The 15079-nt window shown below is 46.4% G+C and carries 8 protein-coding genes; all 8 read right to left on the bottom strand.

Features of this window, described 5'->3' with window-relative positions:
• Positions 1-105 precede the first annotated feature (105 nt).
• The 8 genes from HGH91_RS17495 to HGH91_RS17460 all read right to left on the bottom strand — a co-directional run bounded on the left by HGH91_RS17495 (position 106) and on the right by HGH91_RS17460 (position 15029).
• Positions 106-1353, bottom strand: a complete 1248-nt coding sequence (locus tag HGH91_RS17495) for a FecR family protein (protein WP_168740104.1) — start codon at positions 1351-1353, stop codon at positions 106-108.
• Positions 1354-1431: 78 nt separating this feature from the next.
• A complete protein-coding gene (locus HGH91_RS17490; RefSeq protein WP_168740103.1) occupies positions 1432-2109 on the bottom strand; it encodes an RNA polymerase sigma factor in 678 nt (225 codons plus the stop codon).
• 225 nt (positions 2110-2334) lie between these two features.
• Positions 2335-3936: a RagB/SusD family nutrient uptake outer membrane protein gene (locus tag HGH91_RS17485; protein ID WP_168740102.1), complete on the bottom strand. Its 1602-nt coding sequence runs from the start codon at positions 3934-3936 to the stop codon at positions 2335-2337.
• A gap of 11 nt (positions 3937-3947) precedes the next feature.
• Positions 3948-7235, bottom strand: coding sequence for a TonB-dependent receptor (locus HGH91_RS17480; RefSeq protein ID WP_168740101.1), 3288 nt, complete (start codon positions 7233-7235; stop codon positions 3948-3950).
• A gap of 199 nt (positions 7236-7434) precedes the next feature.
• Positions 7435-8601 carry a FecR family protein gene (locus HGH91_RS17475; protein WP_168740100.1) on the bottom strand — a complete coding sequence of 389 codons (1167 nt, stop codon included), beginning with the start codon at positions 8599-8601 and terminating at the stop codon, positions 7435-7437.
• A 77-nt stretch (positions 8602-8678) separates the two neighbouring features.
• Positions 8679-9245: an RNA polymerase sigma factor gene (locus HGH91_RS17470; RefSeq protein ID WP_168740099.1), complete on the bottom strand. Its 567-nt coding sequence runs from the start codon at positions 9243-9245 to the stop codon at positions 8679-8681.
• A 264-nt stretch (positions 9246-9509) separates the two neighbouring features.
• Positions 9510-11897 (bottom strand): glycosyl hydrolase family 95 catalytic domain-containing protein, encoded by a 2388-nt coding sequence (locus tag HGH91_RS17465; protein ID WP_211092345.1) that lies wholly within the window; start codon positions 11895-11897, stop codon positions 9510-9512.
• 213 nt (positions 11898-12110) lie between these two features.
• Positions 12111-15029 carry a glycoside hydrolase family 2 TIM barrel-domain containing protein gene (locus tag HGH91_RS17460; RefSeq protein ID WP_168740098.1) on the bottom strand — a complete coding sequence of 973 codons (2919 nt, stop codon included), beginning with the start codon at positions 15027-15029 and terminating at the stop codon, positions 12111-12113.
• Positions 15030-15079: the final 50 nt, after the last annotated feature.

Genomic DNA, 15079 nt, shown 5'->3' with positions numbered 1-15079 from the left:
CAATTGATTTTGGTTTTTAGTAAATGTGGTTACTCAAATCGTTTAATATTAACTAAAGTCGTTTAACCGTCACGGGCCCTAACCGTGGCGGTTTCTTAATCTGTATTAATTCTTTGTATTATTGATGACCACCAGTTTTCTGCCTCCTTCCATTCTATATTTAAGACCTGCTTTGGCCAGCATTTCCAGCAGGTCTCCTAAATTCATATTGCGATCCACTCCTCCGAAAAACCGGATATCCGGAACACCGTTCTCGTAGATGACCCTGATATCGTACCAGCGTTCCAGCTGACGCATAGCTTCTGGCAGGGGCAGGTCTTCAAAATTGAAAGCGCCATTCTTCCAGGCTATTACCTGATCAATATCAGGATGGTCGATTACCTTTATTACTGCCGGGTCAATTTTCATCGCGGGGGCTATGACCACAGCCTGCTGACCGGGTTTCAGGGTAACGGCTGCCGGTGAAGATCCCGCTGCTGCCACGCGTACCATTCCTTCCAGCAACGTGGTTTTAACTACAGCTTCGTTGCTGTAAGCATTGATATTGAAGCTTGTACCAAGAACCAGCACCTGCTGGGAGGCCGTTTTTACGATAAAAGGAATTTTTCCGGCGGTGTGTTTGCTCATTACCTTTGTTACCTCAAAGTAGGCTTCCCCTGATAGTTCTACTATTCTTTCATTGTCACTGAAAGTGGTGGGATATTTTAATGAGCTACCAGCATTTAGCCATACCCTTGATCCATCTGATAGTATTACCGTGTATTGGCGTCCGTTAGGGGTAGTTACAGTATTATAGCTTACTTCGCTGGTTTGCTGCGTCTTATATAAAAGCTGACCATTATTTAATATTACGTGCGTCCCTTTCTGAGTGGCTATCATACCATTATTCAGGCTGTCCAATACCAGTTGGCTGCCATCTGCCAATGTGAGGATAGCCCCCTTATGTCCGGGAGGCATATTTGCGGACAATGTCGGGGAAACAGCCAACATAGCCTGTCTGCGTTGCTGCAGCCAAAAGAAGGCGCTGACGGTAAATAAAAGGAATATACTGGCCGCAGCTATCCATCGCCATCCAATAGAAAGGGATGGGCTGGCGCCAAGGGGTATACGATCCGGCTTTTCACCCACCTGTATTTTATCGGCAGATAATACCGACAATAATTCTTTATCCAGGAACTCCTTATCCAAAGAGGCTGGTTGCCACTGAGTTGTCTGTAACAACCGGGTTACAAGTACTTTCCATTGTTCTTCACTGGCATTATCTGTTAGCGCCAGTAATTCTTCCCGCTCAGCTCCAGAGAGCTGCCGCTTTTTATACTGCCCCAATAAATATTGAAACCGTTCAAAATCCATAGCGCTGCTGTCTTTTCTGCCTGTTAGCTATATGAAGTGCAACGCCGCGGTAAAACGTACTATTCCAACGTCAATTTTTTATAAAATGTTGTAAAAAATATAAATGTACAGTAATGCATACCCTGCTTCCTCGAGGTGTTCCCGTATTTGTTTAAGGGCTATAACGAGCGTATTTTTAACTGTACTTACAGAAAGGGAGAGTTGTTCGGCAATTTCAGCGGGTTTAAGCCCCATTTCCCGGCTCATCAGGTAAATTCTCCGGCGCTGTTCCGGCATCCGGTCCAACGCCTCCGCCAATAATCGTTTTAGTTCGCCCCCCTGCATTTGATGCTCAGGGGTCACCTTCACTTGTTTTTCATTGCTTAAATCGGCTTGCAGGGCCGTACGTTCCTGCAACAGCATTTTCCGCAGCACTTCACGGCACCGGCGGGTAGCGATCCGTAATAGCCATCCCTGTACGTTTCTGACATCTGTCAGCCGGTCCCTGTTCAACCAAACCTGTATAAAAGTTTCCTGCAACGCTTCCTGCACGTCGCTGTCTTCCAATGAAAAACGCTGTACCAGGGAAAACAATAGCGGGTAATAATGAGCAAAAAGAACGCTGAATGCCCGTTCATCACCGTTGGCAATATCATTCAATAGCGCTCTCTCATTGTCTGGTTGATGGAAAAACAAGGTGTCGTTGGTTGGTGTTTGATACTGCAAACTATAAAAAAAAATAACACCGGGTACATTCAGTTGCCTAAATCTTAACATGAAGGAGGTGGCAAAAGCAGTTTTGCCACCTCCTTTAATAAAAAATTACTTCTTTGCAGGATCTCATGAAGCTGCCAGACGATCCGCTATGCTATATAGACTCCTGGGAACATGCAAGCTCCACAATATTAACCCGGCCAAAAAGTTGCGGGTTTCAATCCAATATATTTTAGCGCCTTGAGTAAAAGAGGGCTGAAGCAAAATATCTTCAGCCCTTTTTGATAATTAATACCCTTCGTTCTGTTTTAAATTCTTATTAACATCCATCTCCTTCTGCGGAATAGGGAATAGGTAATTCTTACCTGTAAATGTTCTGCTTCCTATATTGACGTTTGTATTTGGCTTTAAGCTGAGTATCCCGTTAGAAGTATTCACAGTGCCATCGGGGCAGCCATACACATTACCAGGTATGACAGTTGTAGCAATCTTCCAACGCTGTATGTCGTACCAGCGCAACCCTTCGCCTGCCAGTTCTACCCTTCTTTCACGGCGTACCAGTGCGCGTAACGAAACTTGATCAGGATACACAGCCACAGTTGCAGGTGGCATTCCCACCCTGCTTCTTACGGCATTGATGGCATTGTACACCGACTGGTCAATTTCATTTGCTTCAATTTTAGCTTCTGCATATGTTAACAATATTTCGGCATAACGAATGGCAATAAAAGTTTGCCCGGTATTGCTGATATCACCCGCACCATAACTTGTTCCTTTAAAATCATCCAGGTTCTGAATGTACTTTTTGAAATTATACCCTGTAGGGGAAGCATTGTTACCGCCACGGGCATCCGACGAACTTTGACTCAATGGATCAAAATAGGCATTCATATACAAACTACCCGGCCTGATGATACTTGCATCAAGCCGCGGATCCCTGTTCTTGTATGGTTGTGTGGGATCATAAGTTGGATCATTCTGAATTGTTTTACCATTAATCGTTTCATAGGCATCTACCAATGACTGCGCTGGTGCAACAGAACTCCAACCGCCGAATGAATTTGGCGCCAGTGCAATCAGCACCCATGCGCTGTTGGTATTTAAGAGGTATTGCACATCCAGGATTACTTCCTGGTTGCCTGCATTTTGCGGGCGGAACATCTCAGCATAATTGGGATATAAACTATAAGAGAAAGGCGCCTGCATCAACTGCCGCGTTGTGGCTATACAGTCAGTATATTTTCCATTAAACAGTTCAATCCTTGCTTTCAGTGCCAGGGCTGCACCGCGGGTAATCCTGCCGATATCGCTTCCGCTGTAGCTTACAGGCAGTGATGGGGCAATGGCGGCCAATTCCGAAAGCACATAACCGGTAATGGTTGCCTTGGACGTTTGTTTAATGCTATTTGCCTCAGTAGGTGTTATGCTGTGTTCAACAAAAGGGACATCCCCATAATCCTGGCTGAGTATAAAATAACGGTATGCTCTTAAAAACCTTGCTTCCGCTTTCATTCTTTCTTTAATAGCGGCATCAATTTTCTCAGCAGGCACGTTACCTATGTTATCCAGGAACCAGTTACATTTCTGAATGGTAGCATAATCATACTTATTGATCCCGGGATTGCTGGCTGTGGCCAATCCTGAGGCGAATGTTTCATATCCTTCCCATGGGAACTGGTCATAAGCATTGTCAGTAAGACAATCATCGTATATCACGTTATCGCCGTATTCCCAGCCGCTATAACAACCGTTCAATGCGGCAAGTGCATCAGTTTGCGACTTCCATAAAGTAGCATTACTGTAAGCATCTAAGGGGGTAGTATTTAAAAAGTCTTTTTTACAACCTGAAAAAACGGCAGCAGCGAAAAGAAATATTATTGTTTTTTTCATCGATCTAAAATTTAGAATGTAACATTTAAACCAATTGTATTGACCATTACCTGCGGATAGCTGCTAGGGTTTGCTCTGGAACCTATTTCAGGATCTATTCCTTTATAGAATTTGGTGAGCGTTAAAACATTTTGGCCACTGTAAAAAATTCTCATGTTGGTTAAATGCACTTTTGCTATCCAGCTTTTAGGGATACTGTAGCTCAGCGCTATATTTTTCAGGCGTACATAAGACGCATCTTTTATCCAAAACGAAGACGGGTTGATAAAAGGGTCATTTTGTGTATATCTATACCAGGCTCTTGGAAGGGGCGCGGATGGATTTTGAGGTGTCCATCTGTCAAGAAACAAGCTGGTAGGCTTCCTTGAATCACCTCCAATCGATCCGATCAGGTTACTGGCATTAGATTTTACACCGGCTGCACCCTGGAAGAACAAACTAAGCTGAAAGTTTTTATATGCTGCTGTGGCAGTTAATCCAAAAGTATATTTAGGGAAATAAGAACCCAGGTACACTCTATCTTTCGCATCGATTTTGCCATCATTATTCTGGTCTTTATATTTTATGTCGCCGGCAGAAACTACCGGGTTAATTACTGCGGTTCCTGTAACCTCCTCTTTAGTCCGGTAAATACCTGTCGCCTGTAAACCATACAATGAATAGAATGGATAGTTAACATCGTAAAATGTACCGAAACCGATGAATGGGCCAGCGCCTTTCAGATCTGTAACGCTGTTCTTGGTATAAGTTACATTACCATTGAGGGTGTATTTTACTTTACCAACATTATCGCTATAGCCAATATTCAACTCAAAGCCCTTATTCGTCATAGCACCGGCATTCTGGAATGGCGCGCTGAGTGCATAAGGAGCACCTATAGGTAATACCATCAGGATATTGCTGGTATTTTTATTGAAGAGATCAAACGAAAAATTCAATCTGTTCTGCAGTAATGCAGCGTCAATGCCCACCCCGTAGGTTTCTGTTTTCTCCCATTGAATATCTGTATTTGCACCAGCAGTAGGCGCAATACCCGATACCAGGCTTTGGTTGAAAGAATATACCTGGCCAGGTGAAACAGTTGCTATTGCCGGGTAGTTGGAAATCTGCTGGTTACCTAACCTGCCCCATGATCCTCTCAGCTTTAACAGGTTGACTGAATTTTTCAGGTTACCGAAAAATGATTCTTCAGAAATCACCCAACCGGCAGAGAATGAAGGGAAAGCCCCCCATTGTTTGCCGGGCGCAAAACGAGAAGACCCGTCGTAACGGATATTTGCCTCAAACAAATATTTGTCTGCCCAATCGTAATTAAACCTGCCAAATACTGACTGCAAAGCCCAATCATTGGCATACCCTTTTGCGGTCTGTCCATCTGCCGGTGCGGCATTCAATTGAGTGATCGCATTGTTCAGGAAGCCCTGGCGGTATGCTGAAGCGTTGTTATAGATAGAATACTCCTTTGATGCACCTCCCAACAACTTGAAGTGATGCTGACCCAATGCTTTCTCGTATTCAGCCAGCATTTGCAACAATGTATAAGTGGTTCTGTCTGATGTATTGGTGAGGTTATTAGGCCCCTGGTATTTTGTAGGTGTTAATGGGGTACCTTCAGGGCCTCCTTTGTAATATTGAATATCACTCACAAATTGCTGTTGCTGTCCCATTGCCAACCTGTACCCAAATGACGGCCGTAAATGAAGCCCTGTTACAGGAGCATAGTCTAAGCCAATGTTTCCGGTGAAAGTGTAATTCTGCCATTTATTGAATGACCCAGATTCCAGCCACGCCATTGGTGAACCGTTAGATACATAGCCGTAAGCCCCATTCTGCCATTTATATGGCACAGTGCTGGCAATTCCATTAACCAGGCCAATAATTTGGGCAAAGCTGGGGTAATAAGAACTAACTGGTTCATTGAATGGAGCATACAAATAGGACACATTGGCATTAAAGCCAAACTTCTTAGAAACCTGCGAATTTAAATTGAAACGCATGTTGTACTTTTCATATTTCGTTTCAGGTACATTGCCCTGTTGGTTAAAGTACCCCACAGAGAACATATATCTCGTTTTTTCATCCCCGCCATTAATGCTAACATTATTGCTTGATTGATAACCTGGCTGGGAATAAAATAAACCTAACCAATCTGTGTTGGGGTGAGCGCCGGAGCGATCACTTCCATCTTTAAATAGTTGAATATCCTGGTCTGTCCATTTGGGGCTGCCACCTTCATTTACCAATGCTTCATTGTATAATGATGCCTGTTGCCATGAAGGAAGGAAATCTGGTTTCCTGGTAATAGACTGCAGGCCAACATATCCATCATAAGCAACACTCAAACTACCTTTCTTTCCCTTTTTGGTGGTAACAAGTATAACACCGTTCGAGGCCCTTGCCCCATATATAGCTGCTGAAGAAGCGTCTTTTAAAACAGTAATACTTTCAATATCATTGGGGTTCACCTCACCCAAAGATGCTACGATACCATCTACCACTACCATTGGACCAGAAACGGCGGGAGAACCTCCCAGCCCCGTTCCAATCCCCCTAACGTTAATGGTGCCACCATCTCTTCCTGGCTGACCATTATCGGTAGTAACAGTAACTCCGGATAATTTACCCTGCAGCGCATTGCTGACGTTTGTAACAGGGCGATCAACAAAATCTTTTGCGGATGCAACAGAAACAGCGCCTGTCAAACTTGCCTTCTTTTGGGTACCATATCCCACTACTATCAGCTCATTCATCTTACTGGAAGCTAATTTCATGGCAACCCGGATGTCTGTCTGCGCGGTTACCGTCACCACCTGGTCTTCATATCCTATAAAAGAGATCACCAGCTGATCGCCCGGGTTCGCCGCCAGGGTAAAGGCACCCTGGCCATCGGACACCACTGCCTTCTCCTTCCCTTTCACACGAATAGTAGCGCCGGGAAGGGGGTTTCCTTTATCATCACGGATCACTCCTTTCACCTCCACAGGTGGCGCTGCCGGTGCTGTATTTTCCTCTTGTTTGATCACTACTGTTTTACCTACGAAAACATAGCTAAGCGGCTGATCTTTAAAACAGGCATCCAGGGCGGCTTTCAGAGAAACGTCCTGCAAGTCGGCGCTTACCCTGCCAATGCCTTTCAGCAGGCGGTCGTTGGCAAAAACCTGGTAACCGCTTTGTCGGCTTATTTCCCGGAATACCTTTGCCAGTGGCGCATTTTTGACATGTAGGGTGATGTTTTGACCAAATCCTTCGGCCGATACCTGCAAACAGGCCGATAATACAAGGAAGCACGTCACTTTCATAACTAACAGGATTTTGGTTGATTGTCGGAAGCAATTCGCCTTCCATCGGCTAACGAGGAATTGCTTATGAAATCTTAATTTCATAATTTCATGTTGTTTAGGTTGATAAAAGCAATTGGTTAATTGGACTATATTCGCCTGAACATTCCGCCGGCGGTGCTGCTACACTGCCGGTTTCTTGTTTTATATAGACTTATTTTTAAGGATTAATAAATACGGTTTTACCATCAATATTGGCTGTTACGCCGCTGTAGTCAAGTATTTTCAGGAATTGCGATAAGCTGGCCTCCCTGGAGAGGGATCCGGTGAAATGTTCTGCTGGCGCGCCATGGGGGTATTTCACCGTAATGTTATACCAACGTTCAGCCTGCCGCATCATGACCTGGATATCCGTCCCCTCAAACACAAATAATCCATCTTTCCACGCCATGACCACGTCCATGTCTACTTCTTTCAACACTTCCATATTTGTTGGGGAGAAACGTACCTGCTGGCCCGGAGCCATTGTAACTGTAACGGCCGACTGCGACGGGCCCCTGGAAACTTTCACCGCGCCTGAGATCAGGGTAACGCGGATGTCGGGCTCACCATCATAGGCGTTCACATTGAACGCTGTTCCCAATACCTGCACCTGCAGGCCTTTATCAGGACGTGCTACCACGAAAGGGGCCTGTGGATTAGTAGCTACTTCAAAGTAACCTTCTCCATTGATCAGCACTTTTCTTTCCTTACCGGAAAACGTGGTCGGAAAGGTCAGGGAAGATGCCGCATTCAGCCATACCCTGCTCCCATCGGATAATGCGACCGATAAAGGTTTACTCCCAGCGGGGATTGTCAGCGTATTATATTGTATATCGTGTTGACTTCCATCGGCCACATATACGATGCTGCCACTATCATTCTTCATGATATTCATTCCTGTTTGGCTGGCTACCAGGCCATTGCCGGCGCTATCGAGTAATATTTGCCTGCCACCGGCCAATGTTAGTACGGCGTGGTTAACGGAAGGCGCCTTAACATCATGCAACGGCTTATTGGCCGCTACCATTGGGCTTTCACGACGGTTATTATGTATGCGAACAGCCCAGAGTCCACCCGCCAGTAACAATACCACAGCGGCCGCCCACCACCGGCGCAACAGCAGCATCTTCACCCGGAGTGGTTTTTCAGCACTGATCTGTTGCTGTAAGCGTTGCCAGGTATCGGCGCCAAACTGCGTTTCACTGCTGTCAGTGAATATCGCTTCCATCTCTCCGGGATTTACGTGGTCGTACCAGTCGTGGAGGAGTTTTATCTCTTCATCGCTGGCAACACCGTCCATATATTTCCGGGCAAGCTGTTGAATTGCGTCCTTGTCAGGGTGCATAGATCCGGGATTTACTATAATAGATACATGAAACGGAAAGTTGTACGCAGGAAATCACAACTTTTTTAAAAAAAGTTTCACCACAGGGGGAAAGTGGTGAATATAGCGGTACGTAAGGCACGTAGTTTATTGCGCATTATCTTCATTACCTCACCGATATAGCGTTCGGCGGTACGGGGCGATACACCTAGTTCCTGTGCTACTTCTTCGAGGGGCTTGTCCATCAATTTATGGTGGATAAATATGATACTGAATTTTTCGGGAAGCTCATGGGCGTATTTGACGAGTATTTCCAGCAGTTGTTTATTGTCTAAATCAAAAGCCTGTGAACTTTCTTCCTGCATCATAGCACTGGTTTGCGCTTCTTGTCTCCGGCCCTCGTTGGCCAGGTGACGATATACTGCGTACCTCGCCATGGCCGCCAGGTATTGCGGCAATGAAGTGATCATAATACGGTTACGCTTATTCCAAAGGTTTAGAAACACCTGTTGAATAACTTCGCGGGCAGCCTCTGTATCACGCAGGCGTTTGTGCGCAATAAAAAGCAACCATTTCCAATACCGGTTGTAGATCTCATTAAATGCACTCTCATCACCGTTGGCCAGCAACGCTACCAACTGTTCATCTGTATGGCCGGAATACATTTATCAAAAGGATATCTGGTAAAGAGATTAAAATAATGTGGTGTAACACTGTTTTATCGCAGTGATCTATCTATGACGCTTTGTTAAAACTCCAATTAATTCCGTTATCTTCCTAATATAATATTGTCACTTCTTTATAGTTTTTTAGCGGCAATTATTTACATCGATTGTAGTTATCCCGTTTACCAACAATGGCTGTTAAAAAAAAAGGCCGTCCTGGAAAGAACGGCCTGTTACATCTGCTTCACGAGTTATAAAAAAAGATTATCTCCATTGTAGTTGATGATTAAAATGGTATTGCTTTCCTGCCAACATTTTGATGGTAACCGACTTATTACCATAAACAAATTCACAGCTGTCGTTACGGCCAGCATGTACCACCGCGCTGACCAATGTACCATGGGCCCAGGTGATATCGAGTTTATGTCCACCATGTATCCGTAATCCGGATAATGTTCCACCGGGGAAGCTATTGGCACAGGCCGGCAGCAACTCCACTTTTCCAGGTTGCGAAAACACGAGCATATCCGACAGGAGACGTTGTAAGCTCAGCGCTGCATCGAGGTTATAAATGGAATGCTCCGGGTTATGCGAGGTAACCAATCCATTGTATACATAATGTCTTTGTGCAAATCGTTGCAGGTTGGTAGCCACTTTTGCTGTATCGTGCAGGCGTGCCGCCATTAGCGCAAGATGTATTAATCCATGCGCAGATTCTGTATCATTTTTAAACCGCTTCACCAATGCTACCCTGGCAGCTTGCAGCAACCGGGGATCGCTGCTACTTTGCAGGAACTCCGTTCCCGGGAATACCGGGTATAAGTGGGAGTTATGCCGGTGGGCATAGTTATCCGGGTAATCCGGCGGCGCCCATTCTGCCAGCGCGCCATCTGCATTGATGCGGTAAGGCACTATATGATCATAGTAATACTGCCATTTGTCCGTTTGGGCTTTGTCCAACTTGAATAACGTGCCTAGTTTCAGCAGGTGATCGAATACTTCACGTGCTACGGCAATATCTATAGTGGCGTCTTTCGCCAGGGTAGTTTCATTACTGCCCACATTATTCTCCGGGGAGATACCGGGAGAGATGTGATAGTAGCCATCATTCCCTTTCGTGAGATAATCCTCGTAGAACTGCGCCATTTCCTCATATAACGGCAATACCCGCTGGCGGAGGAAGGTGGTATCACCGGTGAGCATACCATGTTCATAGAATGGCATAAGGTTCCAGCCGGCGCCAGAGGGCCAGTACATCCAGGGATAACCGGCGCCAAAATGATTGAGGTAGCCTTTTTCCGGATCACTGTAATGCGGAACGAGGAAACCTCTGCAACCCAGGTAACTCCGGGCATTCAGTCGCCAGGCCGGCAGCAGCCGTTCTACGTAACCAAAGTACGATTCGGCGCATTCGGACAAGTCGCCGGTGGAGATAGCCGATATGGCCAGGTTGACGTTGGAGTCAAAGACAAACCCTCCATTCCAGGCGGGTGTCCAGCCGCCACCCCAGATGCCTTGCAGTGGTGGCGGATACTTTCCCGAAGAGGAGATCAGCAGGTAGCGCCCCATAGCATGCATTTGCTCCAGGAATAGCGGTGTAGGACCTTGTTGATGTGCCTCCGCCAGCATTTTTTCAATAGGCGTGCTAGCCCATTGTGTGGCGCAGCCCAGGTTGAGCTGTACTCTCCGGAACATCGCTGCATGCAGTGCCGCATGTGGATTGAAAAGATCTTCATAATTAAGGGGCAATGCGGTCAGCTCATTTTGCACCACTACGCGTTGTGTGGTAGCACCATATTGCAAAGGAGTGATCCGCAGCACTACCAGTATTTCTTTGGCATTGCTGACATGTATACTGTTGCTGTCGGCCTGCATCTCGCCGCCCTTGATGGTAACACGTGCCAGTCCTTCATAGCCACCGGAATCGCGGGCGTATTGGGCATGGTAAGCCAGCCATCCACCGGGATCGGCATGGGTGCTGATATCGCGGAATGCCTTGCTTACATCCACGCCATCTACCTCGCCATGGCGACCAGGCGTTTCCTGCAGGGCAAGTGTGGTAGACAACCTCCTGCCGTTGATACCGCGGATGCGCACCACATTTACATTAGCGGTACGGGAAGAAAATATCTTATACTCCACTCCTCCACTGTTATCCTGCCAGGTACTACGCACTTCGCCGGTTTCCATGTTCAGCGAACGTTTGTAGTGACTGATACTGCCCTTATTGTCGGTATGTATATCGATATCAAATGCCGGATGTGGTGATACCGGCCAGGCCTGTGGCGCCCCCATATTACTCAGCTGTTTGCGGGCCTCATCAGTTGCCAGGGCTGCCGCAGCATCCAATTTACCGGCATCTACCAATTGCCGTACGGCAGGCAGTAAACCTGCAATGTTGGCTACTGCTATCTTATTGCGGTCCCATGCACGGAGTAACAAGTCCTCGTGCACACAAATAATGCGCTCTTTACCAGGCGTATCCATCATCATCATACCATGAAGGCCATTACCGGTAACAAAGGCATCTTCCCATTTTGCGGCTGGTTGCACCGACCAGGCCGTCCAGCGCTCATTTCCGGGTATATGTTTCGTTTGTGCAACTGCCGGTGCGGCAAATAATAACAGGAAGGGAATCAGCTTAGTCATCATCTTCCAAATGTATCATTTAGCAGGAGGCTTGTTACTCCGCTGCAAAAATAACAGCGATAATGGTCAATATTGCACCGCTATTATTCCGGCTACCTGACAGTATCAAATGGTATGAATTGCTTTTATAGGAAAAATAAAGGCCGGTCTAAAAAAGACCAGCCTCAAAGCCGACCAGCCGGTCAACCATTTTATTTTAATTATATCACCGGCATACTATTTCTTCTCTCCATATAATTCTATCTCCCGGATCGCTACTTTGCTGCTCTCCGGTTGAATACCTGTCACCAGGAAACGTACATACCGGGCGCCCGCCTGATCAAATGCTACCGGCTTGTAATCCTGTCCTGACGCACGTATGGCATTTTTTACTGTAGTCCAATGCTCACCATCTGTTGAAACTGTAATACTATAGATGTACCAGTCGCTGTCTTTTCCCCATACTATCCGGCTACCAGTGAGCTGATAATTTTCTTGCAGGTCGATAGTTATATTTAAAGGAAACTCCGTAGTTCCTGCAGCCCAGCCAGTAGCGGTATTACCATCGGTAATAAGCGGTATTCTCTCCTGATTTGTGACAGGCATTACGCTAAGCGGCTTACCAGTAAGCGTAATGGGATGAAGCACTTCGCTGGCAGCAGCGGTTTCTTTAGTCGCTGCTACTACTATCTTGTTTTCGTCCGTCCAGCGGGGATGTACACCATCTGTTACCAAAGCGGAGCTGGCAGCAACCGTATTAATTACCTTCTCTACAGACAAGCCCTCTTTTGTTTCCGCACGTATCACTATCTTACCAGGTTTGCTGCTATGGCGAATAATGCCATAAGCAATCCCACCTTCCGTTTGTTGTGGAGAGATGCCTGTGGCAGGGATATTTCCGCCAATGAGGCTCCCGGCCCCGCTTACACTGATATGCACCTGGTAGGATTGCCCGGCTGTTTGATTTGCTACCACGGTGCCATTCTTATCGCACACCTTTACATAAAACGGGGTCATTTCCCACCCGTTTGCAGGGAATGTCGTCAGCCCTTCGGGAATTGTTATTTCCAGGTGATGGGGAACTAATGGCGTTTGCACCGTGTACGTGCAAACAGGCACGTCTTTCATCATGCCTACTGCTTTCAGGGTACCGGCTTCATATTTACCTGTATGAAACAGGAAATAAGGGCTACCACCTTTAGCCGCTACAAAAGGAGCCGTAGCAGCGTTTTCGCGGCGGGTCATTTCGCCGAGAAAAATATTATTCCGGTATAGCTTTACAGCATCGCAATTGGAGAAGATCATGATAGTGCTGTCTTCCGAAGGTAGGTTGTTATAACTGGCAATATACACCATAGGGCCATAAGCAGGGTTATGTGCGTCTTGCATGGCCTTCAGCTGGTAGTAACCAAATTTCTCATAACGATCCAGGTCTACTACCCCACTGAAGGCAGTAACAGCATCTGAGCCCCTGGTATAGTCATTATAACTCCACACGAAATACCCTCCTATCCTGGGGTTGGCATCCAGTTTTCCATGATCCCAGTAACCGCCGGCTGCTTCGGATGTTTCGCCATTGAGTGCATTTTGACGAAGGATACATTGGTTGATCATTCCTTTTTCTGTATAGATCCGGGAGGCGCGCAGGCTGTTTTCACCGGCGGCATCCGCCATCCAGGAGTCGCCCCATTCACGGGTCAGGAAGGGTTGCGAAGGCATAGGATCGGTGCCGTCTTCGTTGACTACTTTATAGGAAACGTTGTAGTAATTTTTACTCCGGCTGTTGTAGTCGTCGGCCAGGAATAGCTGATCTCCCGGCATTTCAACGCGAGCCGTGGCTACTGCCTTTTCCATCCAGGAAGCCGGGGTGGGCGACTCATTTAAAGATGTTTCCCATAAGAAAACTGCCGGGTGGTTACGGTCGCGGCGGATCATTTCGCGTATATCCGTCAATGTATGATTGATAAAAGTGGTATCCTTGCTGAAGAATTGCCAGCCTGGTTCGCATTCAATCACCAGTAGTCCCAGTGAATCACATGCATCCAGGAAGGCGGGCGACTGCGGATAATGGGCAGCCCGCACGGCATTAAAACCACCTTTCTTTAATTGTAACGCATCCAGGTATTGCATACGGTTGGAGGCGGCATCGCCTACATACTGGTAAGCCTGGTGCCTGTTAGCGCCCCGCAGGAATAGCTTTGTCCCGTTCAGATAGAATCCGTCTGCCTGGAAAGATAATTTTCGTATACCCGTATAAGTAAGTATGCTGTCAACTACTTTACCATCTCTGTATACCAGTGATACCAGCCGGTAAAGATAAGGATGGTCGGGATGCCACAACTGTGGATGTACCACTGTCAGTTGCTGTTGAAAATTTTTATCGTGTTGCGGTTCCACTTTCGCGCGACTGGTAGCTGTAGCGACTGTCTCTCCATTCTTATCTATGAGTTTGGAAACCAGGGTGGTATTGGCATATGCAGAATGATTGTTTACCACATGCGTATTAATATCAACCATTGCAGCTGTTTCGCTAACGGCCGGATACTTGATAAACACGCCTCCACCGGCCACCTGGTTGGCTTCCAGCGGATGGGAAATAAATAAGGGGGCTGTTACCAGCAAGGATACATTCCGGTAAATGCCGCCAAAATAATTAAAATCGAGGTGCTGCTGCGGTTTGCCCGGTGTGGTGTGGGGGTCATCTGTATTTGTTACCCTTACAGCCAGTACATTGTCTTTATCGAAAAAAATATGATCAGAAAGATCAGCCACAAAACCTATATATCCGCCGGTATGGGATTTAATTTTTTTCCCGTTGAGATAAATATCGCAGTTCATTTGTACACCATCGAAACACAGGCTTATCCGTTGATGGCGGTAAGCAGCCGATACCCGGAAGTACTTACGGTACCAGCCGACGCCCTGGTATACCTGGTTGCCGCCATTGTGCTTCTTTTCAATGCGCATCACATGGGGTATGCTAACGGCAGCCCAATTGTTATCCTTAAACGAAATACTTTCTGCGCCGGTAGTATCGCCGCGATGAAAAGCCCAGTTGGTATTGAAATTAAGTACAGTCCTGTTTTGTGCAGTAGCAGGTAAAAGGGCAAACAGGCAGATAACAGTGAATAATGATATAATTTTCAAGCGATGCATATGTTATCTTTTATGAAAAAAAATCCCGCGTATTTTGCAATTCGCGGGAT

The organism is Chitinophaga eiseniae (assembly GCF_012641265.1).
GTDB lineage: Bacteria > Bacteroidota > Bacteroidia > Chitinophagales > Chitinophagaceae > Chitinophaga > Chitinophaga eiseniae_A.
The sequence above is the reverse complement of the archived record's forward strand: the minus strand, read 5'-3'. Positions and strand labels throughout refer to the sequence as shown.

Excerpts from the sequence above, each read along its gene's own strand:
- HGH91_RS17495 (WP_168740104.1), bottom strand. The coding sequence starts at position 1,353 with ATGGATTTTGAACGGTTTCAATATTTATTGGGGCAGTATAAAAAGCGG.
- HGH91_RS17490 (WP_168740103.1), bottom strand. The coding sequence starts at position 2,109 with ATGTTAAGATTTAGGCAACTGAATGTACCCGGTGTTATTTTTTTTTAT.
- HGH91_RS17485 (WP_168740102.1), bottom strand. The coding sequence starts at position 3,936 with ATGAAAAAAACAATAATATTTCTTTTCGCTGCTGCCGTTTTTTCAGGT.
- HGH91_RS17480 (WP_168740101.1), bottom strand. The coding sequence starts at position 7,235 with ATGAAAGTGACGTGCTTCCTTGTATTATCGGCCTGTTTGCAGGTATCG.
- HGH91_RS17475 (WP_168740100.1), bottom strand. The coding sequence starts at position 8,601 with ATGCACCCTGACAAGGACGCAATTCAACAGCTTGCCCGGAAATATATG.
- HGH91_RS17470 (WP_168740099.1), bottom strand. The coding sequence starts at position 9,245 with ATGTATTCCGGCCATACAGATGAACAGTTGGTAGCGTTGCTGGCCAAC.
- HGH91_RS17465 (WP_211092345.1), bottom strand. The coding sequence starts at position 11,897 with ATGATGACTAAGCTGATTCCCTTCCTGTTATTATTTGCCGCACCGGCA.
- HGH91_RS17460 (WP_168740098.1), bottom strand. The coding sequence starts at position 15,029 with ATGCATCGCTTGAAAATTATATCATTATTCACTGTTATCTGCCTGTTT.